This window comes from Arthrobacter sp. Z4-13 (genome assembly GCF_054792705.1).
This window is the reverse complement of sequence record NZ_CP096459.1, coordinates 2,959,525-2,983,514: the sequence shown is the minus strand read 5'-3', so window position 1 is coordinate 2,983,514 and position 23,990 is coordinate 2,959,525. Positions and strand designations below refer to the sequence as shown.

Here is a 23,990-nt window from a genome sequence, read left to right as displayed (position 1 = left end):
AAACCTTGGTGCGGACAGTCAGGCGTTACCGCTCACCGCCTTTATCGTCTCCGGGGGCGTCGTCGGAAACGTTGTCGGCCCTGAGGCCGCCTTTATCGTCGCCGGGCGGGTCGTCGGAAACGTTGTCGGCCCTGAGGCCGCCTTTATCGTCGAAGGCGTCGTGCGTCGGGCTGGCTGTCTGCACTGGTGCATAGGTCTGCGGTTCTGCGGGAACGAGCTGGGTTCCCGGGTTTGCAGCATGGTCAGGGATTGCGGTGATGCTGGCCGTTGGGGTTGGTGTGGGAAGCAGGGCCGCCGGTTCCTCAGTTTTCACGGTGCCGCTGCCGGACGCCAGGTCAGCCGTCACCACCACCCCTGGAGTAACTTCAGGGGGCGGGCCGGCATTTGCCTGGCCCCAGACGGTGAGGCTCGTAGCACCAACTGCAGCTGCAATGGGAAGATACCAAAGATTCTTCATTGAACTCGCCTTTCTTGGTTGTGGTCCCACTTTGCCGGGAAACGGTGAGAGTGGGATGAGACCTTTATGAGAGATCTCTCATGTGGTGAATTGCGTCCGGGACGGGACAGCAGGGGCGGCTACGAAGCGGTAACCGGCGCCCCTGACAGCAAGGAATTTTTCGGGGCCAAGCTTGTTGCGCAAGTACCCCACGTAGACATCCACCACGTTGGAGGACCCGTCAAAGTCGTACCCCCACACCCGGCTCAGCAGCTGTTCCCGGGTGAGCACCTTGCCCGCGTTTTCTACAAACGCCCTGGCCATGGCGAATTCCCGGGCAGACAACGGCACTGTTCGGCCGCGTACCTTGGCGCTTCGCAGGTCTATATCCAGGCTGATGTCGCCGCTTGTTGGGTCTGGTGTGCCCTGTGCCCCCGGGTTGTCGCGCAGTCGCAGACGGATCCTCGACAGCAGTTCCTCGAACCGGAAGGGTTTGGTCATGTAGTCGTCCGCGCCGCCGTCGAGCGCAGCCAAGGTATCTTGAAGCGAATCCTTGGCCGTCAGGACGATTACCGGAACACTGCACTTCATGGCGCGCAAGGCCGAGAGGACAGTTAAGCCATCCATTCTGGGCATGCCGATATCCAGAATGAGCAGGTCGAACTCCCCGGAGCTGCCGTAGTCCAGAGCCCGCATGCCGTCCTCCACTGACGTGGTGGTGAACCCCGCTGCGGTGAGTCCCTTGGTGATGAAGCTGGCAATGCGTGGTTCGTCGTCGGCGATCAGTATCCGTGTCATGAGGTTCCTCCTGGGAGTGAGAGCACAAACCGGCTGCCTTCATTGATCCGCGAAGTCACGCGCAGTGTTCCGCGGTGTGCTTCGGCGATGGCCTTGACGATCGGCAGCCCCAGTCCTGATCCTTCTTTGCCGCGTGAAACCCCGGCCCTGGCAAAGCGTTCGAAAATCCGGTCCTGGTCCGCTGGGCTGATTCCGCAACCCGAATCGGCCACCCAGATTTCGAAGCCACCTCCGGGAGGATCCTGGTGTCCGGGCGTTGTTGTGCCGCCCGGCATGGCGGTCCAGGCGGCACCAAGGGATATAACGTCATGCCGGCGCGTGGACTGTACTGCGTTGGCTGCCAACTGTTCCACCGCCTGGGTGAGACGGTTGCGGTCTGCACGGAAATGGCCGCCGGGCATGGCTTCGATCTGCCACCGGCGATCGGCCAGGACACTGATCCTGTCCATGGCCGCCTTAAGAAAGGAATCGGCGTCGATCCAGTTAAATCGGACGAAGTCCGGGCGGCCGCTACGGGCCAGCAGCAGGAGTTCATCCACGAGGGACTGCATGCGGTCGAGTTCCTCCAGGAGCAGTACCTGGGTATCGCTGACATCCCTGGGGTCTCCTGCCTGCAGAAGCTGGAGATGCCCGCCGATGATGGTCAGGGGTGTCCGAAGTTCATGGCTGGCGTCGTCCACAAACTGGCGCTGGTCGGCAATGCCCTTTTCCAGCCTGTCCAGCATGCGGTTGAAGTCCGTCGCCAGCTGCGAAACGTCGTCATCGCCGGACGGGACCAGGACGCGGCTGCTCAGGTCCTCGAACGTGATGGATTCGGTGGCCTGGCGCAAGCGCCGGACAGGAACAAACAGGCGGCCCGTCACGGCGAAACCCACGGCCCCCGCCAGCAGCAGCGTTGCCAGCGACGCCCCTGCGAAGGTGCCGAAGGACCCCAACATCTCCTCCCTCTGCCGCCCAATTTCATTTGCTGCCACCAACAACCCGGTGGCTCCTCCATCGCCCAAAGACACGGAAGTGATGGCCAAACGCACCGTCCGGCCGTCCAGCGTCGTGTCCTGGAAAACGGTTCGGTTTTCACTGTGCTGTGCCCACGCTGTTTCGAGCAGTCCAGGAGCAGCGAGATTGCTGGGCTGCTCGCCGGCGGGAAGGAACGTGGTGCCGCCGTTGACTGTTGCCATCACCGATTCGTACCTGCCGGGAGCGTCACCCTGGAGGAACACGGTGAACAGCTCGTCGAGGGAGCTGAATGGCCCTCCGCCCGGAACACCCTGGTCCACGATGTTCTGGAGCCGGGCGGACTGAAGCAGGAGCTCCCCGCTGGCGCGGCTGTTGAGGTTGCGGAGGTCCAGGGCGAGCGTGGTGATGCCGGTGACCAGCAGGCCGGCCGCCAGGAAAGCCAGGACCGTGGCCAGTACCCGAAAGCGGACGGTGCGAAGCTCTGCCCGGATGCCGTGCCAGCCCTGAGTCAGCGGCAGGGTGCGCATCATGGCGGAAACTTTGTCCGTCATGGCGATCCGCTTCATCTTTGTATCCCGTCATATTGGCTGCCCGCACCAGGGCTGTACTTGTTCTCTACAAAATTAGGTAGGCCGGCTTGGGGAAAGCTTTGGCGGCCGATTACCAATTACGCCGTGCTACCTAGGCTTTTCCCAACGTTTGACGCAGGCCATCAATCTTTGGCTTCACCAGCGAAAACGCTTCCCGCGGTCTGCTTCGTTTCAGGTGCCCCACCTGTCTTTGCCGCATAGGTTCTGCGTAGGGCAGGTAGTACCAAGTGCAGTACCAGTTCGAAAGCGAGTACTCAACACTGTTGTTGGCGTGTTTGGCCCGCCACTTCAATGAGAACCACGCACCACCGAACTACTTTGGGGGAACCTTCGTGATTACTTTGGAACTGGCAGACAACGCGGACCACACGGGTCTCGTTCCCGAAGCATCGCCGCAGACGTCGACACTTCAAATTTCGGTTTTCGGCCCGTTGACGATTCGCCGCGGCGACATCGAGCTAAGCGCCAAAGACTTGGGCGGACCCAAACCGCGTCAGGTGCTCGAGATTCTCTTGATGAATTTTGGCTCGGCAGTGTCGAAGACCCGGCTTATGGATTTGCTGTGGGGCGGCAACCACCCGGCCGTTGCCCTGCCTACCCTTGAAAGCTATGTCAGCGTCCTCCGGCGCCACCTGCAGCCAGGTACCGGGCGGACAGGTCCCCTGCGGACGGTCACTGGCGGCTATGCCATCGACCGTTCGCTGGTGGAACTGGATCTGGACCGGTTCGAGACCTTGACCAAAATGGCCGGCCAGGCAGAGCCCCGCGAGGCGCTCGCACTGCTGACAGAAGCACTCGACCTCGCTTCCGCTCCACTGCTCGGGGACGAGCTGCTGCCGGCCTGGGCAGAAGAGGAGCGGGCAGCACATGCAGCGCAGATCGGCTTTGCCCGCGTCTTGGCTGCAGAAACCGCGCTCGCCGTGGGGGAAGCAGGCAAGGCCATTGCCTGGGGCGGTGCGGCGGTAAAGGAAGATCCCCTCAACGAACGGGCATGGACGGCCTTGATTCTGGGGTTGGAGCAGAACGGCGAGAACACCGAAGCCCTGCGGGCATATGACCGCTGCCGCCGGGCTATTGACCAGGAATTGGGGTGTGCCCCGGGGCCCGCGTTGAGGGAGGCACAGGGCAGGCTCCTGAGGAGCACCGCGGCAACTTTCCTTCACGCCACTCACGGGGTGGCGGAGAATGGTTCCGTTGCCGTGATGACCCAGCAGGATGTGATAACCCCACAGGAAACGGGTCGCCTGCGAATCCTGATCGTTGATGACCACACCACGTTTTCCGACCTGTTGGCCGGGGCGCTGGACCGCGAGCCGGACCTGCAAAGTGTAGGGGCAGCAAAGTCTGTGGCATCCGCGGTGACAATGTTCCGGGACCTTGGGCCCGACGTCGTCATCATGGATTTGTACCTTCCTGATGGCTCCGGGCTCACGGCTGCTGAACGCATTCTCGCCGAAGCACCGGAAACCCGGATCGTGATGCTGACGGGTAATCCGTCGCAGGAAGCATTGCGTGAAGCCGCCCGCATGGGTATCTGCGGATTCCTCCCGAAAGACGGCGCCCTGGGAGTCATGCTGGACACCCTGAGGCACGCCCACGCCGGCAACATGATCGTGAATCCGTCCCTGGTGGCAAGGTGGGGCAGTACCGTTGCCTCAGCACCGGGAACTTCGGAAAACTAACCGGGCAAAATAACAGTGCGCAAACTTCACAAGGTTGAGCCCACCCATGCCGCAATCATCGGCCGTGATGCCGCTGAGCGGCGTGAGGTCAGGGCAGCTGTAGCCCGTTTCCTCACCGCCGGTTTTGCGGCGCTCGTCCTGGTCGCCGTCCCCGTTTCCTTCTGGGTGGGTGCCGAAGCGGAACGGCACGCGCTGGCCAATGCCAGGGACATCACCCAGCGGCTGGCCGACAACGTGGTTGGGCCGTTGATAACGGACCAGCTCCTTGCCCGCGAGCCCGCTGCGCTGGAATTGCTGGATCAGCGGCTGGAGCCGTGGCTGGCCGAGAGCGGCGTGATCAGGATTAAGGTATGGGACGAGCACGGCCGCGTGGTCTACTCGGATGTCGAGTCCCTCATCGGGCAGGATTTCGAAACGGAGGAATGGGCACGCGAGCTCCTGGAAGGCGGGCCGGCGACGGCAACCTTTGAATCCCAGACTGGCGAAGAGAACGAGTTTGAGGCGAATTCCGGCGAACTCGTGGAAGTCTATGCCCGCTCCGCCTCCCAAAGCGGAGCCCCGATGATCTTCGAGACGTACACCACCGGGGACGGCGTCCGCCGCGAACAACAAGCAGTGCTGACGGGAATGGTTCCGCCAATGGCCCTGTCATTGGCGGTCCTCCAGCTGACGCAACTGGTTCCTGCCGTCCGCCTGGCGCGGCGGATGCAGGTCCATCAAGCGGCACGCAATGCATCGCTGCGGTGTGCCATCGAGGCGTCGGACCAGGAGCGCCGCCAGATCGCCAGCGAACTCCACGATGAGGTGATTCAGGACTTGTCCGGGCTGGCGTACGCCCTTGAATCGGAGGAGCGCCGCGGACCGCTTGAACTACAGCCGGTATTTACGAATGCCAGAACGATGCTCCAGAACAATATCCGCACCCTGCGGGCCATGACGAGCGAACTCTACCCGCCTGACCTCGAAGAGCTCGGGCTCAAGGCTTCCCTTACGAGGCTGGAGGCGCCCCTGGTGGAGCGGGGGATACATTTGACTGTTGAGATCCCCGACAAGCTCGTGCTGGACCGGGACCGCGCAGTTCTGCTCTATCGTGTGGCGCGCGAAGCCTTGGTCAATGTAGGCAAGCATTCTTCCGCGCAATCAGTTGGAATCCGGATCTGGCAGGCCGGCCAGCGTACCCAGCTCACAGTTTCCGACGACGGCGTCGGCTTCGACCTGAACGAGCCGCGCGCGGAAGGCCATTTTGGCCTCCGGATCCTGGGGGACACGATCCGGCAGGCAGGCGGCACTTTTGAGGTCCGCTCAGCCCCGCGGGCCGGAACCTCTGTTACCGCAGCGTTCGGTGTTGCCGCCCCTGCCCTCCGCTTCGCCGGCCGGCACCTTGTTGCCAAGTCCGGCCAGGATCCAGCGGTACTGAGGGCAACGTAGGTTTGATAAGAGCGGCGAGGGCCTCCGGGTATTGACTTGAGCCACCACACTCAGCTCAAGGCCAGGAGGCCCTCGCTTTCTGTGTTCACCAATGCGGATGGTGGTTTGGCACGCGCGGCGCGTGGCAGGTAACGCTCAGGTCGCCCAGCGCTCAGGCCTGGCTGCCAGGGATTCCCTAGGAGCTGTTCCTGACCAAGCCGTGCCGGGGATATTACGGGCAGACGGCAGTAACTGCTGCGCTGGGCGTTAAAAGCCCCTGCCCGGCGATGTCTCACTCCTGGTGCGACGACGCCGGGCAGGGGCTTGGCGATCAGCTCTTTCGGGTGCGGCCGGAGCGGAAGAACGCGGCAGTACCTGCGGCGAGCCCTAACAGGCCGGCCGCCAAGGCCGCCCAGATCAGCCCCGGCGAAGGCGCGTCCGAGCTCACCGAGGCCGCCGTTTCAGTGGCTGGGGTTGCAGCAGTTGTGTCGGCGTGGCCATGCTGTTGTGCCGGCTGGGCGGCAGTGGTCACAAAGGATGGGGCGGGGTCCTCGGGTTCGCCCTGGCCCTCGGTCACAGGATCATCCCAGTTCCGGACACTGCCGTCGGAGTAGGACTGCGCCACCGGCAGCATCACGGTGGTACCGGACTTCGGAAGCCGCCCGACATGCACAGAGAACATCTGGTACTGATCGACCGTCAACTGGCTTGGTGCGTCGTTGGCGGTCCAGGACACGGACAAGGGCGCCTCAGTGAGGGTGGCGCCGTCCACAATTACCGGCCGGGGCAAAGGCCCCCTGACCACCTCAGCGGTCCAGCCAGGAACAGGCTTGACCCGGACCGAGGTGAATGGAGTGTCCGTTGGTAAATTCACTTTGATTTTTGTGGTTGTGGCGGTCTTCGACTCGCTGGGAACCCTGAAAGTCACCTGCGTGGAGGCGCCTTCCGCGGGGGCGTCGGGTGTTACGGTCACGTGCGCGGAGGCCGCACCGAGGCCGCATGTCATAAGAGTGGCCGTGGCTGCCCCAATGGCAGCTGCCTTGAGGGAACGTTTGGTTGTCATGGGAAAGGTCCTTTGCTGGGTGCCGCCCAGGACCGGAAGCTTGGAGGGCAGCGGATTGCAGGTTGACGGCAGCAGCGTTCCCTCCGCCGGCCTGTGCACTCAGATCAGGCACCTGAGGGAGACGCTGTGTGCCGGCGGCCCCCGGATACCGTCGGCACGGTGGTTTCGCCAGGGAGTCGGTACTCGGCCGGAACTGCAATCAACACGGGGCTGTCCGTACCAGGAAATGCTGACCGGCTGGAGGGCCTGTGTCAGGGTGCGGAACCATGCGACGAGCCGCCACAGTGCTGCTTCTGCCCGGTTCAATAGGCCCGCAGTTATAGCGGTGGCCAGAATGTGCGCCACCGGCATGGCGAGCCCCTGGTCGGTGTGCATGAGGGGCTCGGGGGCCCCGGCCAGGCACGGGCCGGCAGTGGCCGCCTGGTGCAGACCGCCGTGCGGCGAAGTCACGCACGGGGCATGGGACAGCAGGCTGAGGGCCTGGTGAAGCAGCAGCTGCCCGATGCTTACGACGGCGGCAATTCTCCCCATGCCCAGTTGGCGGCCCAAGACCAACATAACGGCGACTAAGACCAGCGCGATCAGCGCCATCGAGGTCTCCGCCGGCGGAAGTGTACCTCCGCCGAGGACATGCGCGCCGGCCGCAAGCAACCAAACGGTTCCGGTCACCAGGAGTGGACGCACGAGGTGCAGCACGCGTGCATCCATCTCCGCCTCCAGTTCTGGGACATTTATGTGTTGGTACAGCACTCAGCCTGCCGGGACGATCCCGGAAATACCTTGTAACCCGGCCCTCGGGTAGAAGAGCCAGTGACCGGCTACCGCTCAGGCAGCCGGAGTGGCTAGTTCTTCATGTACAGACGCGGACTCCCGGGCTTTGCTGTGCGCCGGCCCCGGATTCTGGTTCCGGGGGCTCTGGCCGCGCCGAACGATCACCATGGCAGCTGTAATGGCGAGTGATATGGCTGCGATGGACCACATGATGGGGCCGCCCAGTTCCGCGGCAGCACCCGGAGACAACCCCCAGGGTTGGCCTACCGAGGTGTACCAGGGCATTTCCATTGCAGGGGCCTGCTCCAGGAGTTTCAACCCGCCGAAAGCGTAGACGCCGGCCATTCCTGCCAGGACAAACAGCCGGTTGCGTGGGCTGCTGCTGATGCCTTGGTCCGGGGCCGCGGTGAGCGCGGCGGTGGCGAGGGAACCGGTCAGCAGAGCGAGCAGGGTCATGATGCTGTAGCCGATTTGTCCCACGGCCGCCCATTCGAGCAGAGGGGTGTAGTAGATGACGAGCAGGGACGCGGCGAGGACAAAAATGGTCAGAACTGGATCCCTGCGCAGCACTGCCAGAACCGGCTCCACGGACCGTTCCAGGCATTCTTTGACTCCGGTGCTGCCGTCGGTTCTGGCCCTGACCGCCAAATTGGCCAAGGTCAGCGGGGCGGCCGGGACGAGCAGTAACGGCACCACGGCGGTGAGCATCATCTGGGTCAGTACGTGGGCGTTAAACAGGTAGCCCTGGTAGACGTGCACGCCCCCGTTCGTGACAACAAACAGGACCGCCATTCCCGCAAGCCACGCCACCGTGCGGTTCACCGGCCATGACCGGCCCCCGGCCCGGAGGCGCCGCACCCCTGCCAGGTACGCAACGACGGCGAAGCCGCAGGCCAGAATCCATAACGGGTCAGGGGCCCAGCGGGATAAGTATTCCCAGAGGCCCGGCTCGGGCAGCCCGGCAGCGAAGTCCCCGGCGGACGTCTTCCCGGATCCTGCGGCCGGCGGGGGTTCTGTTCGGGCCAGCGCCGCAGCCATACCGGAGGCGGCGCCCATGACTGCGAGTTCGACGACGGCGAGGGCGGTGAAGTGCCTGCCGCCCCGGTCCGGGTTCTTTTCAATCCGGCCCACCGACCAGCGCCGGTGCAGCGCCCCGAACAGCCCGAGGATGACGAAGACTCCGGCCTTGGCCAGGACGATTACACCATAGGGGCTCAAAAGGGCCTCGACCGTACTGATTCTGGTGAGGGCCCCCAAAAATCCTGAGACTGCGAGGGCGATGAAGCTGATCAGCGCCAGGGTTGAGTACCGGCGTACCGTCACACCCAGCTGGCCCGCCGGCAGCACTGGTCGCAGCACTAGAAGCGCCAGGAGGCCGCCGAGCCAGACCGCCGCGGCGGCCGCGTGGACGAACAGGGCGGTGGTGCTGTCCGCGTGGTCGGTGCCGCCGGCCGCATGGGATTTCATGACCAGCGGCAACAGGCCGGCGAAAGCCGCGACGGCGGTGACGGCAACAGTCCGCGGGCTCTTGAATCGGAAGCACATCAGTGTCACGGCCGCGGCTATGAGAGTGCTGAGGGCGCCGGCGCGGCCCGCGTCAATGTTGGTCAGGTACGTCAGGAACTCATCACCGAATCCCGCCGTTGGTGCCCTGTTGGCAAGGAGCAGGAAGCTTCCGGACGTGTGTACCGCAGCGGCCACGGCCCAGACCGCCGCCGAATATCCGGCAAGTCGAAGTGCCCGTTGATGAGGGGTTCCGCCGTGCGGGAGTGCGAAGAGCACCAGCACCAGGGCCCCGATGGTGCCGGCACTGGCGAGGTTGAACACCAACTTGGCGGTTGGCAAGCCCCAGGTCACGGCGGGACCCGTCCTGTCCAGTAGGCCAGCGTTCGCGCCGCTGCCGTAGGTGTAGGCCCAGACCAACGACAGCATTCCGCCCACCAGCAGCGCCGGCCATGCCATTACCCGTGTACTCAGCGACATAGCGCCCCTTCCGCCGCTCTATTGGCCCTGATCCCGTTCGTACGGCAACGCGGCCTCTTACATCACGCCAGCTTGGCGTAACCCGCTTGGGAAATCCTTGGCATTACCGGGCCCCCGGAATTTCCCAATGTTTTCGCAACCTGCTCCCCCCACTCTGTGTGCATGTCCATTTCACGCCGGCAGGCAATGCAAATAGGTGGTATCGGAATCATCGGCGCCTTTGGGCTTGCCGTCCCACTGAGATCAGTCGAGGCAAAGTCAGCGAGCCAGCTGGCTGCCCGCAACATGCCAAAGCCCTACCAACGGACTTTGACTGTCCCTTCGGTGCTTGCGCCCTACAAAAAAACTGTGGATGCCGACGGCCACAACAGGCACCACTACCGCATAGAGCAGAAGCTCAGCTCTGCGAGTATCGTGCCGGGGCTGAGCACTCCCATCCTTGGCTACAACGGGACGTTCCCGGGCCCCACGATCAAGGTGGACAAGGGCGACCGCATCACTCTCATGATGGACAACGTGCTGCCGCTGCTCCATCCGCAGTGGGGGTACCGGCTTGATACCTCCACCCACCTGCACGGGTCGGCCTCGCTGCCGCAGTTCGACGGGTACGCCAACGATCTGACCGGACTTGGCTACTGCAAGGACTACGAATACCCCAACTTCCAGCCGGCACGGACGCTCTGGTATCACGACCATGCCGTCCACAACACTGCGCAAAGTGTCTATTCCGGGCTGGCGGGCCATTACCACCTGCACGACGAGGTGGAACGGAACCTGCTTCCGCAGGGCAAGTTTGATGTACCGTTGACCATTTCTGACGCCATGTTCGCCGCCAACGGCTCCCTGGGCTATGACGACAACACCCACTCCGGCCTCTGGGGTGACGTCATCCTGGTCAACGGCGCTCCCTGGCCGGTAATGAAGGTCCAGCGGCGGATTTACCGCTTCCGGGTCCTTAATGCCTCCATTTCACGTTCCTACCGTTTTTCCCTCAGCACGGGGGATCCCGTGACCATGGTCGCTACGGACGGTGGTCTGATGCCCTCGGCCCAGCAGGTGACGTCATGGCGGCACAGCAGCGCGGAGCGCTATGAGATCCTCATTGACTTCTCCAAGTACCCCGCAGGAAAACGCGTGGAACTGCGCAACGCGTCCAACAAGAACAACGTGGACTATGACTTCACCGGCAGGGTCATGGCTTTTGATGTGACTGATGAGCCGGTGGATACGTCCGGACCGGCCGCAAAGGTCATGCCAACCCTGCTCACCTCGAGCACCACCATGAGCCTGAAGACTTCCGAGTCGGTGAAGACCCGGCGCATGCGCGTGAAGCGGGACAACGACATCTGGACCATCGGCGGCATGACGTGGGACGAGGTGGTCGAAAGCGGCTACAGGAAAGTCCTGGCAGACCCGGACCTGAATGATGTGGAAATCTGGGAAATCGAAAACAGCTCAGGCGGTTGGTTCCATCCGGTTCACATTCACCTGGTGGACTTCCAGATCCTCAGCCGCAACGGGAAAGCACCCTTCAACTACGAACGCGGGCCCAAGGACGTTGTCTACGTCGGCGAGGGCGAGACGGTCCGGCTGCTCATGAAGTTTGAGCACCATCGCGGCAGGTACATGATCCACTGCCACAACCTCCCGCACGAGGATCACGACATGATGGCCCAGTTCAGCGTGGGTATCGACGCGAACGAGCCGGATCCCAACGATCCCATCGAGGCTTCCCGGCCGCATCCGATCACCCCCGTCGTTGTGGAGCAGCCGGCACCAACAAATACGGAACCAGCCGATGGTGACGACTCAAGCGGCACGCCTGAGCCAACAGACACCGCAACACCCACCCAAAGCGCAATTCCGACCCAAACCGCAACGCCCACCCCAACGCCAACGGCTGAAGCCCCGGCCGCACAGACCGAGGTCCTTAGCATCACCACCGCCCGGCACCGTCTTCGGAAGGACATGACGATTGCGGGCACCTCCAGGGTCGGCGGGCTCGTCCCGTCCGGTTCGGCGTCGGTCACCGTCTACTCTGTCTCGCCCGGAGGTGTCAACACCAAGCTGGGAGCCGTCTCGATTAACTCGCTCGGTAACTGGTCCCTGACGGCCAAGCCCGGCCCGACTTACCAGGTCACCTCCGTGCGGGCCGTATCCAGCCGCGGCGGCACGGCCACCGCCTCGGTGCGTAGGGACTGACATCCTCATCCACAGTTGCCACCCTCCGGCCGGTCAGGATTCAGATGGAAACGCCACGCCTTCGCCCACAACGCGCAGGCAAAGCTCCATCCCTGGCCGGGCGAGGGAGGCGTTCCAGTGCCTGATGGTGATGACCTCGCCGCCGCCCGGATAACGGTGGTCAGCTCCGGCGGCCAGTTCGGGAGGGACCGCAAGCTTTAGCCGCACCGTGGTTTCAGGGCCGAAATAGTCGGTCTCCACCACCACCCCGCGGATGGGACCGTCCTCGGCGATCCGGATCTGTTCGGGCCGGAGCATCAGCTGCACCCGGCCTTGGGCCGGTGGCCTGCGGACGGGGATCCCGCCGAGAGAACACGTCGCCAAGGACCCTTCCATCCAGGCGTCCAGGATGACGGCGTCGCCCAGGAATTCGGCGGTGGCACGGTCTGCGGGGCGGGTGTACACCACAAACGGGTTGCCGATCTGCGCAAGCTTTCCGCCGCGCATCACGGCCACCTGGTCGGCGAAGGAGAGGGCTTCGGCCTGGTCGTGGGTCACCAGGATGGTGGTGACGCCCGCCTGGTTCAGGACCTTGGCCACCGCCCTGCGGGTGGCTACGCGGAGTCCGGCGTCCAGTGCGGAGAACGGTTCATCCAGGAGCATTAGTTCCGGTTCACGGGCCAGGGCACGGGCCAGGGCAACGCGCTGCTGCTGGCCCCCGGAAAGCTGGTGAGGACGCCTCCTAGCCATGTCCGGATCCAGCGACACCATCTCCAGGAGCTCGCGGACCCGGTCCGCGACCCCCCGCCGGCCGCCGGCCAGCCTGGCCTGGTCCAGTCCGAAGGCCACGTTTTTGGCCACCGTGAGGTGCGGAAACAGGGCACCGTCCTGGGCCACGTACCCGATATGCCGTTTATGGGCCGGAACCCACGCCCCGTCACCGGCTACCTTTTTCCCGTTGAGCGAGATGCTGCCGGTTGCCGGGTGCTCAAACCCGGCAATCAGTCGCAGCAGGGTGGTCTTGCCCGAGCCGGAGGGGCCGACGATGGCGGTGGTTCCGCCCTGGGCGACGGCAAGATTAACGCCCTTCAGGACAGCCTGCGTGCCGAAGTTCCGCGTGAGCTCGGTGATCTCCAGGTGGCTGTTCGTGGACGGCGCCACGGACGGGGCGATCCGCGGTTCCGGCAGCCGGGGAGGGGATTGTTCGGTCACTGGCCGGCTACTTTCTTGGACTGCTGGAAGAGGAGGTAAGTCGTGGGGGCGGAGAGCAGGATCATCAGGAGGGCATAGGGGGCGGCTGCGGCGTAGTCAATTTCGCTGCTCTTGCTCCAGAACTCGGTGGCCAGTGTGCGGGTTCCGTTGGGGGACAGCAGCAGGGTGGCAGTGAGTTCGTTGGCGATGGCGAGGAATACCAGGGCGGCTCCGCCCGCGGCCGCGGGTGCCGTGAGCCGCAGGGTGACCCGGATGAAGGAGAGCAGCGGCGGCTTGCCGAGCGCCTGCGCGGCCTCGTCAAGTTCCTTGGGCGCCTGGGCAAGTCCTGCCCGCAGGTTCACCAGGGCACGGGGGAGGAACAGCAGGACATAGGCTGCCACCAGCACGCCGGCGGTCTGGTAGATCCCCGGGACCACCCGGATGCTGACAGTAACGAAGGCCAGGCCAACCACGATGCCTGGCAGCGAGCTGGTGACGTAGTTGGAGAGTTCCAGGGACTTGCTGAACCAGCCGGGATGGCGGACGGCGAGGTAGGCCATGGGAAAAGCCACCACGGTAGTGGCCACGGCTCCTGCCAGGCCGTAACCGAGGGTGGTCAGGAGGGCGGGCAGGAATTCATCCGCCGCCCAGGCGTCCGCCCCGCCGGCCGCAGTCCAGCGCAGCACGAAGAACAGGGGGAGCCCGACGGCCAGCGCCGTGAGCGCCAGCAGGAAGAGCTGGGCAGGAACCTGGTAGCCCCGCAACGGCAGCCGCAGCACCTTCGCCTGCGCTCCCGAACCGATGCGGGCATACCTCGCATTCCCGCGGCTGCGGACTTCGGCCACGAGCAGGAGAAGGCAGAAGAACACCAGGACACTGGCCAGCATATTCCCGGCAGCGCCGTTGAAGGTGGACTGGTACTGGACCATGATCGCGGTGGTGAAAGTATCGAAGCGGATCATCGCGAATGCCCCGTATTCCGCCAGCAGGTGGAGCCCCACCAAGAGGGCCCCGCCCGTCATGGCGATCCGCAGCTGGGGGAGTACCACCCGGAAAAACGTTCGCCAGGCGCCCAGGCCCAACGCCGCTGCCGACTGCTCGATGGCCGGATCCAGCCGGCTGAGTGTGGCCGCAGCAGGGATATACACCAGCGGGAAATAGGAGAGCGTGGCGATCAGGACGCCGGAACCCAGCCCGCCCAGTGACGGGACGGCCGAAACCCAGCCATAGCTGTTAACGAACGCGGGTATGGCCAGTGGCGCTGCCAGGAGAACCGCCCAGATCCGGGCGCCGCGCAGCCCGGTCCGTTCAACCAGCCAGGCACCCGCCACGCCCAGGAGAAGGCAGAGCGGGACGGTGAATGCCATCAGCAGGAGGGTGTTGAGGAGCAGTTCGAGGACCCGCGGCCGGAAGACGAGTCCGACGGCGGTGTCCCACCCGGTTGCCACCGTCATGTACACCACGTACCCCAGGGGGACGAGGGAAAAGAGGGCGATCAACACCGCCAGGATGGACACTGCTGAAACGCCGAAAGGCGGGCGGGGGCTGCTGCCCCGGCCCGCCGTCGTCGTGCTCCCTCGAGGGGGAGCCGATAGATCAGGAGTCACGAAATTAGAGGAGTCCTGCCTTGGTCATCAGATCGGTGACCTTCTCGGAGTTCAGCTTGGCGGGGTCCACGGTGGGCGCCTGAAGGTCCGTTATGGGGACAAGCTTCTCGTTGGCCGGAACATCCGAGGCGATGGCGTACTCGAACGAGGTGCCGTCCTTGAGGACTTCCTGGCCCTTCTTGCCGGTGATGAACTTTAGGAATGCCTGCGCCGCGGCCTCATTCTTGGAGGTGTTCAGCACGCCGCCGCCGGAGACGGACACAAACGCGCCCGGGTCCTGGTTCTTAAAGTAGTACGGGGTGACGTTTTTCGAGTTCTCGCCGGTCTTGGCCTGGTCGCCGTAGTAGTAGTAGTGGTAGATCAGCGCGGCATCCACTTCGCCGGCGTTGACTGCCTTCATGGCGGTGCTGTTTCCCTTGTAGGCCTTGAAGTTCTCCTTCATGCCCGCCAGCCACTCTTCGGTGGCTGCCTCACCCTTGAGCTCAAGCAGCGCGGACACGATGGCCTGGAAGTCGGCGCCGGACGGCGAAGCCGCCCACTTGCCCTTCCACTCGGGGTTGGCCAGGTCAAGCATGGACTTGGGCAGCTGGGCCTCGGTCAGCTTGGCCTTGTCGTAGACCAGGACGGTGGAGCGGGCCGCAATGCCCGTCCACTTACCCGTGGAGGGCCGGAACTCTGCCGGTACCTGCTCGGTGGTTGCCTTGTCCACATCAGCGAAGAGGCCCGCGTTCTCAACCTGCGTCATGGCGGGGGAGTTTTCGGTGAGGAAGACATCGGCCGGGGACGCCGGACCCTCCTGGATGATCTGGTTGGACAGCTCTGTGTCCGAACCCTGCCGCATGGTCACCTTGACGCCGGTCTCCGCCGTGAAGGCATCTATCCATTCCTTCGTGAGGCTTTCGTGCTGGGCGTTGTAGACGGTGATTTCGCCCGAGACTGCTCCAGCCGAGGCGGCGGAGGTTGCTGAATTCGTGGATGCAGGCGTGGCGCTGCCGGCGCAGGCCGACAGGCTGAGGGCGGCGCTGGCGGCGAGTGCGATGCCGGCTAGAGCGCTGTTGCGAATCTTCATTGAGGCACTGCTTTCTGGGGAAGAGTGGGGCGGACCGGAGTCCTGGTGGGTGTTGGGGAAAGATTGCCCACCCGAGGAACTGTAGGGTAGGCAATCCTAAGTTAGAAGCAGGAAAGCGCTTTTAGTGATCAGCGTCACATGAATTACGGAACTGTTGCATGCCCTAATGCAAGCGCGTCTTAAGTGACATCAGCAGTTGGATTGCATTCTTCGGTCCGCATTAGTCGATTTGTTTTTCGATTTGCCTAGACTTCCTGCAACATTTGGTTTTAGGCTGTGGGCAATCGTCGAATGCACCGGTACTGGGGGTGGTACGCATGGCTATGGCTCGTTCTTCGTGGCGTGCCCTGCGTCCTGTGCTTCTTGCCGGCGCGGCGACCCTGACCTGGCTGACGTTTTCATCTCCGGCTGCTTCAGCGGATGCGGTCTCTGACACCGCGTCGCTGTTGGGCGGGGTCACCAGTTCGGTGTCCTCGGTAACGGACAGACTTGCCGGCCCTGCACCCGCCGCCCCTGCGGCGCCCGCTGCCCCCGTTGTCCCTGCCGCTGCTGCGGCGCCCGCTCAGGGTTTGCTGACGCCGGTGGCCGGTCAGGTTGCCGGGCTCGCGGATAATATCGTCGCAGCAGTACCGGTGGTGAACCAGGTGGTTCCCGCCGGTGCCGTAGCGGCCGTTGCGGTTCCCGTTGCCGGTGCTGCTGACGGAGCCACCGCAGCCGTGGCGGGCGGTGTTGTTCCGCCTGTGGCCGGGGCTGTTCCGGTTCTCGAACCCGTTCTGCAGCCCGTCGCTGACCTGGTGACCGGCACCGCACCGCTGCCCGCAGTGGTGCCCGACCTGCCCGTCGTCCCCGATGGTGCGGACCCTGCCGGAGGCGCCGGTCTTGCCGATGGCGCCACGGCAGCCCCCGCCGAACCCCAGGTCCCGGCAGCGAATCCGGGGCCTGCCAATGAGGGCCCGGCCCCTGTCGGCCTGCCCGTTGGTGACGCTGTGGGAGGCCCGGGTCCGGCTGCCTCCGGTGCCGGTGCCGGTGCCGGTGCGGTTGCCCCGGCGGGTACGTCGTCCCCGCTCTTGGCCCCCGCCGCCGCATCTGACGGCCGGGTTGGGCAGCAGGACACCGCTGACCCTTCGCCGGTCCCTGCCCAGGCTCCCGCCGTCCCGGGGTCGGGTGCCGGAAGCGGCACGTCCGCTACCGGTGCCCCCGGCGTGGCGGCCTGGCTGAGCCCGTTCAGCTTTGATTTTCCTGTTCCCGGTGCCTTCCGCGCCGGTGAAACCTCTGAGCATGTCCCTGCACCGGTGTCCCTGGACCCCGGTTCCTCTCCTGATTAGTTGAGACCCGTCTGCCCCCTCTGGGTGCGGCAGAAGACGGCTATTGCGGGTTGCTGACAAGCGGCCCCTGACCTCAACTTCTTCAGGAGACATCATCATGAGTTCGAACCTTCGCAGGGGGATGCTCGGCACCCTCTTTGCCGGCGGGCTTCTGGCCTTCGGCTGCACCGCGGCGAACGCCGCGGACACCACCAGCGGTCCGGATCTTTCCGCGTCCGCCCTCATCTCGGCGGCGGCGTCCGCTGACACGGCGTCGTTGGGCCTGCTGGGTGACCCAACGCCGTCGGAGTCAACGGCCGTCGCCGCCGTAGTCAACGCCGCAGTGGACCTCGGAACCATCACCACTGCCGACCAAACCACCAGCCCCGACCTCACCGCAGCAGCGGTCGTGGACCTCGGTCTCGGCAACGCCGTCACCGGTGCAACTGCCCCGGCCGCGACCGACCTCACCGCCGCCGCGGACGTAGCGGTCGACCTCGGGAACGGGACCGGCCAAGCCACCGGCCCCGACCTCGCCGCAGCAGCGGTCGTGGACCTCGGTCTCGGCAACGCCGTCACCGGTGGAACGGCTCCGGCCGCGACCGACCTCACCGCCGCCGCGGACGTCGCCGTCGACCTCGGCGGCACCAACGGCACCACTGATGGAGTCACGACTGGTGGTGTCGATGCTCTCGTGGACGTCAGCCTCGGCGGCGTCAACGGTGCCACTGATGGAGTCACGACTGGTGGTGTCGATGCTCTCGTGGACGTCAGCCTCGGGGGCATCAACGGTGCCACTGATGGAGTCACGACTGGTGGTGTCGATGCTCTCGTGGACGTCAGCCTCGGCGGCGTCAACGGTGCCACTGATGGAGTCACGACTGGTGGTGTCGATGCCCTCGTGGACGTCAGCCTCGGCGGCACCAACGGTGCCACCGACGGACTCACCACCGGCGGACTCGACGCCGTAGTAGACGCAGCTGTCGGTGTTGGCGCCGGCAGCACCGGCAACACCGGAAGCACCGGTGGACTGGTTGCCGACCTTGACCTGGGTCTGGATCTTGGCTTGGGACTGGGCAGTGACGGCAATGGCACGGAGAACCCCGGCGCCGGCACACCCGGCACCGAGACCCCCGGCACGGAGACCCCGGGTGACGGCAACACCGGAGGCACCGGCGCCGTCGACCCCGACACGGACACTCCCGGTACCAACACTCCGGGCACAAACACCCCAGGCAACGGCACCACGGACACGGGCACGGGCGACGGTTCTGACACCGGCACTGCAGGCGCCGGCGGCTTCTCCGCAGCACCGGCCGGGTCCACCGCAGTAGGCGGCGCCATCGCCCTTGACACCACCGCCCGCACCACCGCTGCCCAAGCAGGCACCAGCCAAGGCGCCAACACCCTGGCCAACACCGGCGCGGACGCCTCCCTGGTCCCGCTGGCCCTGCTGCTCCTGGCAGCAGGAATCCTCCTCATGCTCCGCAAGCGCAAGGTCTCCTAGGACACCCAACGTTTGCTGGCCGTGCCTGCACCATGCGCCTGAAGCGGCAGCATAAAGCAGGCTGAGCGGAAGGAGGACCCCGCAAAACACAAAAACACACCCAACACACAAACATGTCATCAGCACACATGTCCTTGTGGCCGGTGGCCCGGCAGCGAAACAGACACACAGTTTCGCCGCCGGGCCCCCGGCGTGTCACCACATATTTCGGTATTGCAGCTCGGTGACGTAGCGGTGGGCGTGTGATCCGCCGGAACAACGTCACGGTATCCGGGCGGGCTGACGGTCCGATGATGATGTTTGCCCACGGCTCAGGAGCATCGACCCCGCCTCCTGCTGCTGGAAATCACCGAGAGGGCTCTCATGGCCGACCCCGCTGCGGCACTCGAATCGCTCACGGCCCTCGCCCAGGGGTACCACTTCGCCCGGCCGCTGCCCGCCCCGCTCCTCAAGGAATGGCTGAATGCAAACGCAGGCGGTGAACCGGCTCGCGCTTGAAGGGCTGCCCTCAAACTAAGAGTGCAGCTACCCGTCTATTCGGATACAGCTGCACTCAAAGTTTGAGGAAAATCAGGAAGAAAAAAGTCTGTGGCTGGCACACTGGCCCGATTGTGGACGCTGCGGGTACCTTGCCTGCAAAGCTTTAGGCGGCGATCAGCGCGCGCCTTGCGGGTGCATGCTCCCGGCGAGCTGCCAGGACGCTGATAGTGCAAGGTGCCTGCTGCGGATCGATTTTGGCCGGCAGGTGATGCGTTTCTGAAGCGGTATGAAGCATTTCCAGGGCTTCTTCATCAACCCGTGCGTGGGTGATGTCCAACTTCAGGTCCAGGCCTTCCCGTAAGGAATTGGCCCTCTTCACTACTACATACAGTGCGTTCACGCTGTGGACGGTGATATGCCCCTTTGCAATCACCAGAGCCTTGGCGTGATCGAGATCTACACGGACAACGATGTTCAGCTTCGAATTCAAGTTGTAAAGCCTTCCCCGGCATTGGCTGCGACGCTGCAGCTTCTTGCTATGGCCTATTTCTTAAGCCTCATCCAGAGTAAGGGGCAAATGTGACCCACGCAACAGTTACGTATTTATTACACCGATTAGGATGCTGATCCTGTGACACGTCGGTGCTCGCCGTTGGGGTCGTCGCAGGCTAAACCAAGGCCTTTGGACCCAGTCCGGGGCCTCCTGTCCGGGCCCTGCTCAACCCACCGCTTCGGGCAGGCTTCCGGTTAACGCCGTCACCGGAGCCGATGACCAGCGCCCGCGCTCGGGCTCATACGAGATGACCACGGAGGCATCACTGTCCCGCGCCTCGTCGATGGCCAGCAGCAGGGCGTCCTCCACATGCCGCGCGTATTCGAGCCGCTCGGCCAAGGTTCCCTGAAGGTCGCTGTCGTCGATCAGTGCGTGGCTTTTGCCGTCGACGATGACCTTCAGCAGATACCCCTGGTCCTCGTGGAGGGTTCCCCGGGTTGATGTGATTTCGGTGACTTTGTCTGCCCGGACCAGCCCGTTGCCGAGCGTACGGATCCACACTTCACCCATGAAAGAACCTCCCCTGTGGCCGTGGGCGCGAATCAGCACCCCATAAGGCAAACGCTAGTCCTTTGCAAGGGTTTTGTGACCCCCAAGTCTGGGCTTTTCTCCCTCCTTATGCCGGCCGCCCTAGGATAAATCTGATGACTTCCCCGGATGACCCCCAGCCCTTCAGCCTTCGCAGCATCGCCGTGGCAGCCTTCGGCCCCACCCTGCTTTTTGGGATCGGCCAGGGAGCGATTCTTCCGGTGGTGGCGCTGACCGCCCGTGATCTTGGTGCCTCCGTTGCAGTGGCCGCGCTGATCGTCACCCTGATCGGGCTGGGCTCATGGTTCTTCAACCTGCCCGCGTCCCTGGTGACCCTGAAATTCGGCGAACGCTGGGCCATTGTGGGCGCCGCCGTCGCTGCCGGTCTGGCACTCGCGGCAGCGGGGCTGTCTTCCCTGATCCCTAACGGGCTGTGGCTGCTCGCGGTGGCGATGGCCGTCGTCGGCATGTCCGGAGCAGTGTTCGGGCTGGCGCGGCAGAAGTACCTCACCGAAGCCGTTCCCGTGACGTTCCGGGCGCGGGCGCTGTCCACACTGGGCGGCGTAAACCGGATCGGTGTGTTCATCGGGCCCTTCCTGGGTGCGGCCGTGATGCAGTTCTCCGGAATTGGCGGGGCTTACTGGGTGGGCGTGGTGGCGATGGCGGCCGCCGCGCTGCTGTCCCTCACCATTCCGGACCTCGTGCTGGCCGAAGCGCACGACGGCGGCACGTCCGGCCCCGAGCCCACCCTCCGCAGCGTGGCAGTTTCGCATGCCGGCGTGTTCCTGAGCGTGGGTGTGGGGATCCTGTTGCTCAGCGCATTGCGCTCCTCACGCCAGGTGGTCATCCCGCTGTGGGCCGACCACCTGGGCATGGACGCCACCTCGGCGTCCCTGATTTACGGGCTCTCCGGAGCCATCGACATGCTGGTGTTCTATCCCGCCGGCAAGCTCATGGACCGGAAGGGCCGCCAGTTTGTGGCTGTCCCGTCCACGCTGATCATGGGTACGGCGCTGCTGCTGATACCGCTGACGGGGTCCTTTGTGGCGCTGCTCCTGGCGTCGCTGCTGATCGGGTTCGGCAACGGCATCAGCTCCGGACTGGTCATGACCCTAGGGGCCGACTTCTCGCCGGACCGGGGGCGCGGCCAGTTCCTGGGGCTGTGGCGGTTCATGGCGGACGCAGGGTCCACCGGTGGGCCTGTCCTCCTCTCCGGGGTGACGGCACTGGCGTCCCTGGGCGCGGGGATCTCAGCCACAGGCGTACTGGGGTTCGCGGCGGCTGCCGTGTTCGCCGTCGTCATTCCCCGGCTCAAGCACCGGCGGAACTACTGAATCCCGCGCGTGGGGCTATCCTCAACAGATGAGTCAAACGGGCACGCCCACTCGAGCCAGTGCGCTGCAAAAAGGCGTGTGGTGGCTTCAGGATTATCTCTATGCCGGCGCCTGGCAGGTCCGGGGCGTGCTCTCCCGCGTGCAGCCCGGCTCGTTCCACCAGGGCCACCGCGCTCCCGTGGTGATCATCCCCGGCGTGTACGAAAACTGGCAGTTCATGCTGCCCCTTATTCAGTGCATCCACGACGCCGGCCATCCGGTGCACGTGGTGACGGTGCTGCAGCGGAACAGCCTGGACGTCCCCGCTGCCGCCCGGCTCGTGGCCCAGCACCTGGAGGAGGCGGGCCTGCGGGATGCGGCCATCGTGGCGCACAGCAAGGGCGGGCTCATCGGGAAGTACACGATGTTGAACCTGGATCCGGAGCACCGCATTGACCGGATGATCGCCGTGTGCACGCCGTTTTCCGGGTCGCGCTACGCCAAGTACATGCTACTGCCCAGCCTGCGGATCTTCTCGCCCCGCAACGCCCTCACCCTCCAACTGGCCCGTGAGGAGACGATCAACAGCCGGATCACATCGATCTACGGCCCGTTCGATCCGCACATTCCTGAGGGCAGCGTCCTGCCGGGTGCCACGAACATTGAACTGCCTACGGCCGGGCATTTCCGGATCCTCGGAGAGCACGAGACGGCGCGGATCATCGTGGAGCAGCTGAGCCTTCCTGCCTGAGCTGGTTGCCTTCTGGCTGTTCCGGGCTCTGGCTCCTGCCGGCCCACTGCAGGAGTGCGGGCGCATCTTCTAGGCTGGTCATGGGTTGGCGACCGAAAGGAGAAGCACTGTGACGTCCACTGGCGGGAAGCGGACCGTTCCGGAAGAACCGGACCACTCGCGGTCCAGCAGTCCTGTGGTGCGCCGGCAAAGCAGGTGGGCCACCGTCCTGGCGGTCCTGCAGCGGCTGCTGTACCTGGTGGTGACGATTGCTGTGGGCTGGGCTGTTTACGTCTTCCTGCTCGCCCGGCTTTCGCGCGGGCCGGAGCAGACGTGGGTCTTCCTGCCGGTGTGGCTGATCCTTGCCTACGCCCTGCTGCCGCGCATCCACAAGATTCTCAGCAGCCTGTACATCCCGGACTACTTCATCGGGCGGACCAGGACGGGCGACGGCGTGCTGGGCGATCCCGTGAACCTCGCCGTAGTGGGGCCCAAGGAGGAGCTGAGGCAGGCGATGCAGACGGCGGGGTGGGTGGAGGCCGATCCGATCACCCCGGCCACGGCCTGGCGCACCCTGACCTCCACCGTCCTGGGACGGAGCTACCCGCATGCCCCCGTGAGCTCGCTCTACGTTTTCGGCAACAAGCAGGACCTTGCATTCCAGCGGGAAATCGACGGGAACCCGCGCAAACGGCACCATGTGCGGTTCTGGAAGTGCCCGGCCGGATGGATGCTGCCCGGCGGCCTGGCCGTGGACTGGGTAGGCGCCGGCACGTATGACCGCAGCGTGGGGCTGTCCCTGTTTACGTTCCAGATCACCCACAAAATTGCTGACCGCACGGACGAGGAACGCGACTTCATCATCGAGACGCTCAGCTCAGCCAACGCCGTTGAGTCCGTGCACGTGATCCGCCACTACTCCAGCGGCTACCACCACCGCAACGGCGGAGGCGACGCGATCCGCACCGACGGCCACCTGCCGATCATCGACCTGCACCCGCCGGAGCGGCTGCGCAGGGTGGGATCTTCGGAGGGCTGAAGCCGCTCGCCTGGTGGAAGGGAATGGGCTGCGCGGCTCGGCGTAGAGCGCTTCAGGTCAGCCGGGGCCGGGGCTCGTTGCCGTACCCATGATGTGAGCAACCGGAGGGACCAGCGGGCCTGCAGAGAAGCCGAAACGCCGGCTGACCACCCCGGTGAACCCAGCAGCGGTGATGGCCTCGAGCGTGTTCCGGTTGAGGTGGCAGCCGCCCGCGATCCGCTGCCAGGCAGGGGTCAGCAAATCCTCAGCCGCGGCGGCCAGGCGGTTGTTGGAGCGGACGTGCTCATAAAAGGCCAGTGTCCCTCCGGGGCGCAGGACCCGGCGGATTTCAGCCAGTGCGGCGGCCGGCTCGGCCACGCTGCACAGGACGAGGCTGGCCACCACAGCGTCCGCGCTGGCGTCCTTCGCCGGGATCTGTTCGGCGGTTGCCGCCAGAACCGTGATGGGAACCGGTGCCGAGGCGGCATTGGCCTGAGCAAGGTCTCGGAGATCATCGTCCGGTTCGATGGCAATCACCTGGGTCACCGTTTCCGGATAGAGGGCGAAGACGGAGCCGTTACCGGCGCCGATTTCGATGACGGTTCCGCTGAGGCCGGCAAGGATGCTCCGCCGGTGTTCTGTCCCGCCGCGGCGGTTCATCACCTCCACGGCCCGCGGATAGGCCCGGGCGAATCGTGGATGTTGCAGCGCTGCTGGCCCGCTCTCACCGGATGGGTCTGAGCCCTGCTTTCCTGCGTCCCTCATGGCGTCCTTCTTCCGCAGCAGCGCCTGTAGCTCAAGGTGTCACCAGCGCAACATGGC

General features: G+C 64.8%; 21 protein-coding genes. 9 read left to right on the top strand and 12 right to left on the bottom strand.

Translation table 11 applies throughout. The annotated features are described in order from the left end of the window. Positions 1–25: 25 nt before the first annotated feature. The 3 genes from M1E07_RS15570 to M1E07_RS15560 form a co-directional block, all read right to left on the bottom strand. Positions 26–457 carry a hypothetical protein gene (locus M1E07_RS15570; protein WP_461187534.1) on the bottom strand — a complete coding sequence of 144 codons (432 nt, stop codon included), beginning with the start codon at positions 455–457 and terminating at the stop codon, positions 26–28. A 78-nt stretch (positions 458–535) separates the two neighbouring features. Further along, the gene (locus tag M1E07_RS15565) at positions 536–1,234 is read right to left on the bottom strand and encodes a response regulator transcription factor (RefSeq protein ID WP_461187533.1); all 699 of its coding nucleotides are present in this window, start codon (positions 1,232–1,234) and stop codon (positions 536–538) included. Then, positions 1,231–2,757, bottom strand: a complete 1,527-nt coding sequence (locus M1E07_RS15560) for a sensor histidine kinase (RefSeq protein WP_461187532.1) — start codon at positions 2,755–2,757, stop codon at positions 1,231–1,233. The genes M1E07_RS15565 and M1E07_RS15560 overlap by 4 nt, the downstream gene beginning before the upstream one ends. 356 nt (positions 2,758–3,113) lie before the next feature. Between M1E07_RS15560 and M1E07_RS15555 the strand changes: the two genes are divergently transcribed. Then, positions 3,114–4,463, top strand: coding sequence for a BTAD domain-containing putative transcriptional regulator (locus tag M1E07_RS15555; RefSeq protein WP_461187531.1), 1,350 nt, complete (start codon positions 3,114–3,116; stop codon positions 4,461–4,463). Between the two features lie 15 nt (positions 4,464–4,478). Continuing rightward, complete coding sequence (locus M1E07_RS15550) at positions 4,479–5,891, top strand: sensor histidine kinase (protein ID WP_461187530.1); 1,413 nt, start codon at positions 4,479–4,481, stop codon at positions 5,889–5,891. 310 nt (positions 5,892–6,201) lie between these two features. Here the strand turns inward: M1E07_RS15550 and M1E07_RS15545 are convergent, their stop codons facing one another. The 3 genes from M1E07_RS15545 to M1E07_RS15535 form a co-directional block, all read right to left on the bottom strand. Then, positions 6,202–6,933, bottom strand: a complete 732-nt coding sequence (locus M1E07_RS15545) for a YcnI family copper-binding membrane protein (protein WP_461187529.1) — start codon at positions 6,931–6,933, stop codon at positions 6,202–6,204. A gap of 99 nt (positions 6,934–7,032) precedes the next feature. Then, on the bottom strand, positions 7,033–7,641 hold the full coding sequence (locus M1E07_RS15540) for a hypothetical protein (RefSeq protein ID WP_461187528.1): 609 nt from the start codon (positions 7,639–7,641) through the stop codon (positions 7,033–7,035). Positions 7,642–7,758: 117 nt separating this feature from the next. After that, entirely contained in the window at positions 7,759–9,687 is a 1,929-nt protein-coding gene (locus M1E07_RS15535; protein ID WP_461187527.1) for a cytochrome c oxidase assembly protein, read from the bottom strand. 162 nt (positions 9,688–9,849) lie between these two features. On the opposite strand from M1E07_RS15535, the gene M1E07_RS15530 reads away from it, so the two are divergent. Next, positions 9,850–11,889, top strand: a complete 2,040-nt coding sequence (locus M1E07_RS15530) for a multicopper oxidase family protein (protein ID WP_461187526.1) — start codon at positions 9,850–9,852, stop codon at positions 11,887–11,889. A gap of 33 nt (positions 11,890–11,922) precedes the next feature. Here the strand turns inward: M1E07_RS15530 and M1E07_RS15525 are convergent, their stop codons facing one another. Genes M1E07_RS15525 through M1E07_RS15515 form a run of 3 tightly spaced genes read right to left on the bottom strand, consistent with a single transcriptional unit; the run spans position 11,923 to position 15,735 of the window. Beyond that, positions 11,923–13,080, bottom strand: a complete 1,158-nt coding sequence (locus tag M1E07_RS15525) for an ABC transporter ATP-binding protein (protein ID WP_461187525.1) — start codon at positions 13,078–13,080, stop codon at positions 11,923–11,925. Then, positions 13,077–14,666 (bottom strand): ABC transporter permease, encoded by a 1,590-nt coding sequence (locus M1E07_RS15520; protein WP_461187524.1) that lies wholly within the window; start codon positions 14,664–14,666, stop codon positions 13,077–13,079. Before M1E07_RS15520 ends, M1E07_RS15525 begins: the two co-directional genes overlap by 4 nt. 4 nt (positions 14,667–14,670) lie before the next feature. Next, positions 14,671–15,735, bottom strand: coding sequence for an iron ABC transporter substrate-binding protein (locus tag M1E07_RS15515; protein WP_461187523.1), 1,065 nt, complete (start codon positions 15,733–15,735; stop codon positions 14,671–14,673). Between the two features lie 317 nt (positions 15,736–16,052). On the opposite strand from M1E07_RS15515, the gene M1E07_RS15510 reads away from it, so the two are divergent. From M1E07_RS15510 to M1E07_RS15500, 3 genes are all read left to right on the top strand, one after another. Further along, positions 16,053–17,060: a hypothetical protein gene (locus tag M1E07_RS15510; RefSeq protein WP_461187522.1), complete on the top strand. Its 1,008-nt coding sequence runs from the start codon at positions 16,053–16,055 to the stop codon at positions 17,058–17,060. A 97-nt stretch (positions 17,061–17,157) separates the two neighbouring features. Further along, positions 17,158–18,546 (top strand): LPXTG cell wall anchor domain-containing protein, encoded by a 1,389-nt coding sequence (locus tag M1E07_RS15505; protein ID WP_461187521.1) that lies wholly within the window; start codon positions 17,158–17,160, stop codon positions 18,544–18,546. 363 nt (positions 18,547–18,909) lie between these two features. Beyond that, a complete protein-coding gene (locus M1E07_RS15500) occupies positions 18,910–19,044 on the top strand; it encodes a hypothetical protein (protein WP_461187520.1) in 135 nt (44 codons plus the stop codon). Positions 19,045–19,189: 145 nt separating this feature from the next. Here the strand turns inward: M1E07_RS15500 and M1E07_RS15495 are convergent, their stop codons facing one another. Continuing rightward, positions 19,190–19,516, bottom strand: coding sequence for a hypothetical protein (locus M1E07_RS15495; protein WP_461187519.1), 327 nt, complete (start codon positions 19,514–19,516; stop codon positions 19,190–19,192). Positions 19,517–19,744: 228 nt separating this feature from the next. Further along, complete coding sequence (locus M1E07_RS15490; RefSeq protein ID WP_461187518.1) at positions 19,745–20,089, bottom strand: hypothetical protein; 345 nt, start codon at positions 20,087–20,089, stop codon at positions 19,745–19,747. A 134-nt stretch (positions 20,090–20,223) separates the two neighbouring features. Here M1E07_RS15490 and M1E07_RS15485 point away from each other — a divergent pair, with 134 nt between their 5' ends. From M1E07_RS15485 to M1E07_RS15475, 3 genes are all read left to right on the top strand, one after another. Further along, complete coding sequence (locus tag M1E07_RS15485; RefSeq protein ID WP_461187517.1) at positions 20,224–21,441, top strand: MFS transporter; 1,218 nt, start codon at positions 20,224–20,226, stop codon at positions 21,439–21,441. Positions 21,442–21,469: 28 nt separating this feature from the next. Continuing rightward, positions 21,470–22,171 (top strand): esterase/lipase family protein, encoded by a 702-nt coding sequence (locus tag M1E07_RS15480; protein WP_461187516.1) that lies wholly within the window; start codon positions 21,470–21,472, stop codon positions 22,169–22,171. Between the two features lie 109 nt (positions 22,172–22,280). Next, positions 22,281–23,189 carry an LssY C-terminal domain-containing protein gene (locus tag M1E07_RS15475; RefSeq protein WP_461187515.1) on the top strand — a complete coding sequence of 303 codons (909 nt, stop codon included), beginning with the start codon at positions 22,281–22,283 and terminating at the stop codon, positions 23,187–23,189. 57 nt (positions 23,190–23,246) lie between these two features. Here M1E07_RS15475 and M1E07_RS15470 read toward each other — a convergent pair whose 3' ends face one another. Continuing rightward, a complete protein-coding gene (locus M1E07_RS15470) occupies positions 23,247–23,933 on the bottom strand; it encodes a class I SAM-dependent methyltransferase (RefSeq protein WP_461187514.1) in 687 nt (228 codons plus the stop codon). Positions 23,934–23,990 lie beyond the last annotated feature (57 nt).

Coding starts and splice junctions, on each gene's coding strand:
- M1E07_RS15515 (WP_461187523.1), bottom strand. CDS start 15,735: ATGAAGATTCGCAACAGCGCTCTAGCCGGCATCGCACTCGCCGCCAGC.
- M1E07_RS15500 (WP_461187520.1), top strand. CDS start 18,910: ATGGCCGACCCCGCTGCGGCACTCGAATCGCTCACGGCCCTCGCCCAG.
- M1E07_RS15560 (WP_461187532.1), bottom strand. CDS start 2,757: ATGAAGCGGATCGCCATGACGGACAAAGTTTCCGCCATGATGCGCACC.
- M1E07_RS15570 (WP_461187534.1), bottom strand. CDS start 457: ATGAAGAATCTTTGGTATCTTCCCATTGCAGCTGCAGTTGGTGCTACG.
- M1E07_RS15505 (WP_461187521.1), top strand. CDS start 17,158: ATGAGTTCGAACCTTCGCAGGGGGATGCTCGGCACCCTCTTTGCCGGC.
- M1E07_RS15545 (WP_461187529.1), bottom strand. CDS start 6,933: ATGACAACCAAACGTTCCCTCAAGGCAGCTGCCATTGGGGCAGCCACG.
- M1E07_RS15565 (WP_461187533.1), bottom strand. CDS start 1,234: ATGACACGGATACTGATCGCCGACGACGAACCACGCATTGCCAGCTTC.
- M1E07_RS15485 (WP_461187517.1), top strand. CDS start 20,224: ATGACTTCCCCGGATGACCCCCAGCCCTTCAGCCTTCGCAGCATCGCC.
- M1E07_RS15540 (WP_461187528.1), bottom strand. CDS start 7,641: ATGGATGCACGCGTGCTGCACCTCGTGCGTCCACTCCTGGTGACCGGA.
- M1E07_RS15530 (WP_461187526.1), top strand. CDS start 9,850: ATGTCCATTTCACGCCGGCAGGCAATGCAAATAGGTGGTATCGGAATC.
- M1E07_RS15535 (WP_461187527.1), bottom strand. CDS start 9,687: ATGTCGCTGAGTACACGGGTAATGGCATGGCCGGCGCTGCTGGTGGGC.
- M1E07_RS15470 (WP_461187514.1), bottom strand. CDS start 23,933: ATGAGGGACGCAGGAAAGCAGGGCTCAGACCCATCCGGTGAGAGCGGG.
- M1E07_RS15480 (WP_461187516.1), top strand. CDS start 21,470: ATGAGTCAAACGGGCACGCCCACTCGAGCCAGTGCGCTGCAAAAAGGC.
- M1E07_RS15510 (WP_461187522.1), top strand. CDS start 16,053: ATGGCTATGGCTCGTTCTTCGTGGCGTGCCCTGCGTCCTGTGCTTCTT.
- M1E07_RS15490 (WP_461187518.1), bottom strand. CDS start 20,089: ATGGGTGAAGTGTGGATCCGTACGCTCGGCAACGGGCTGGTCCGGGCA.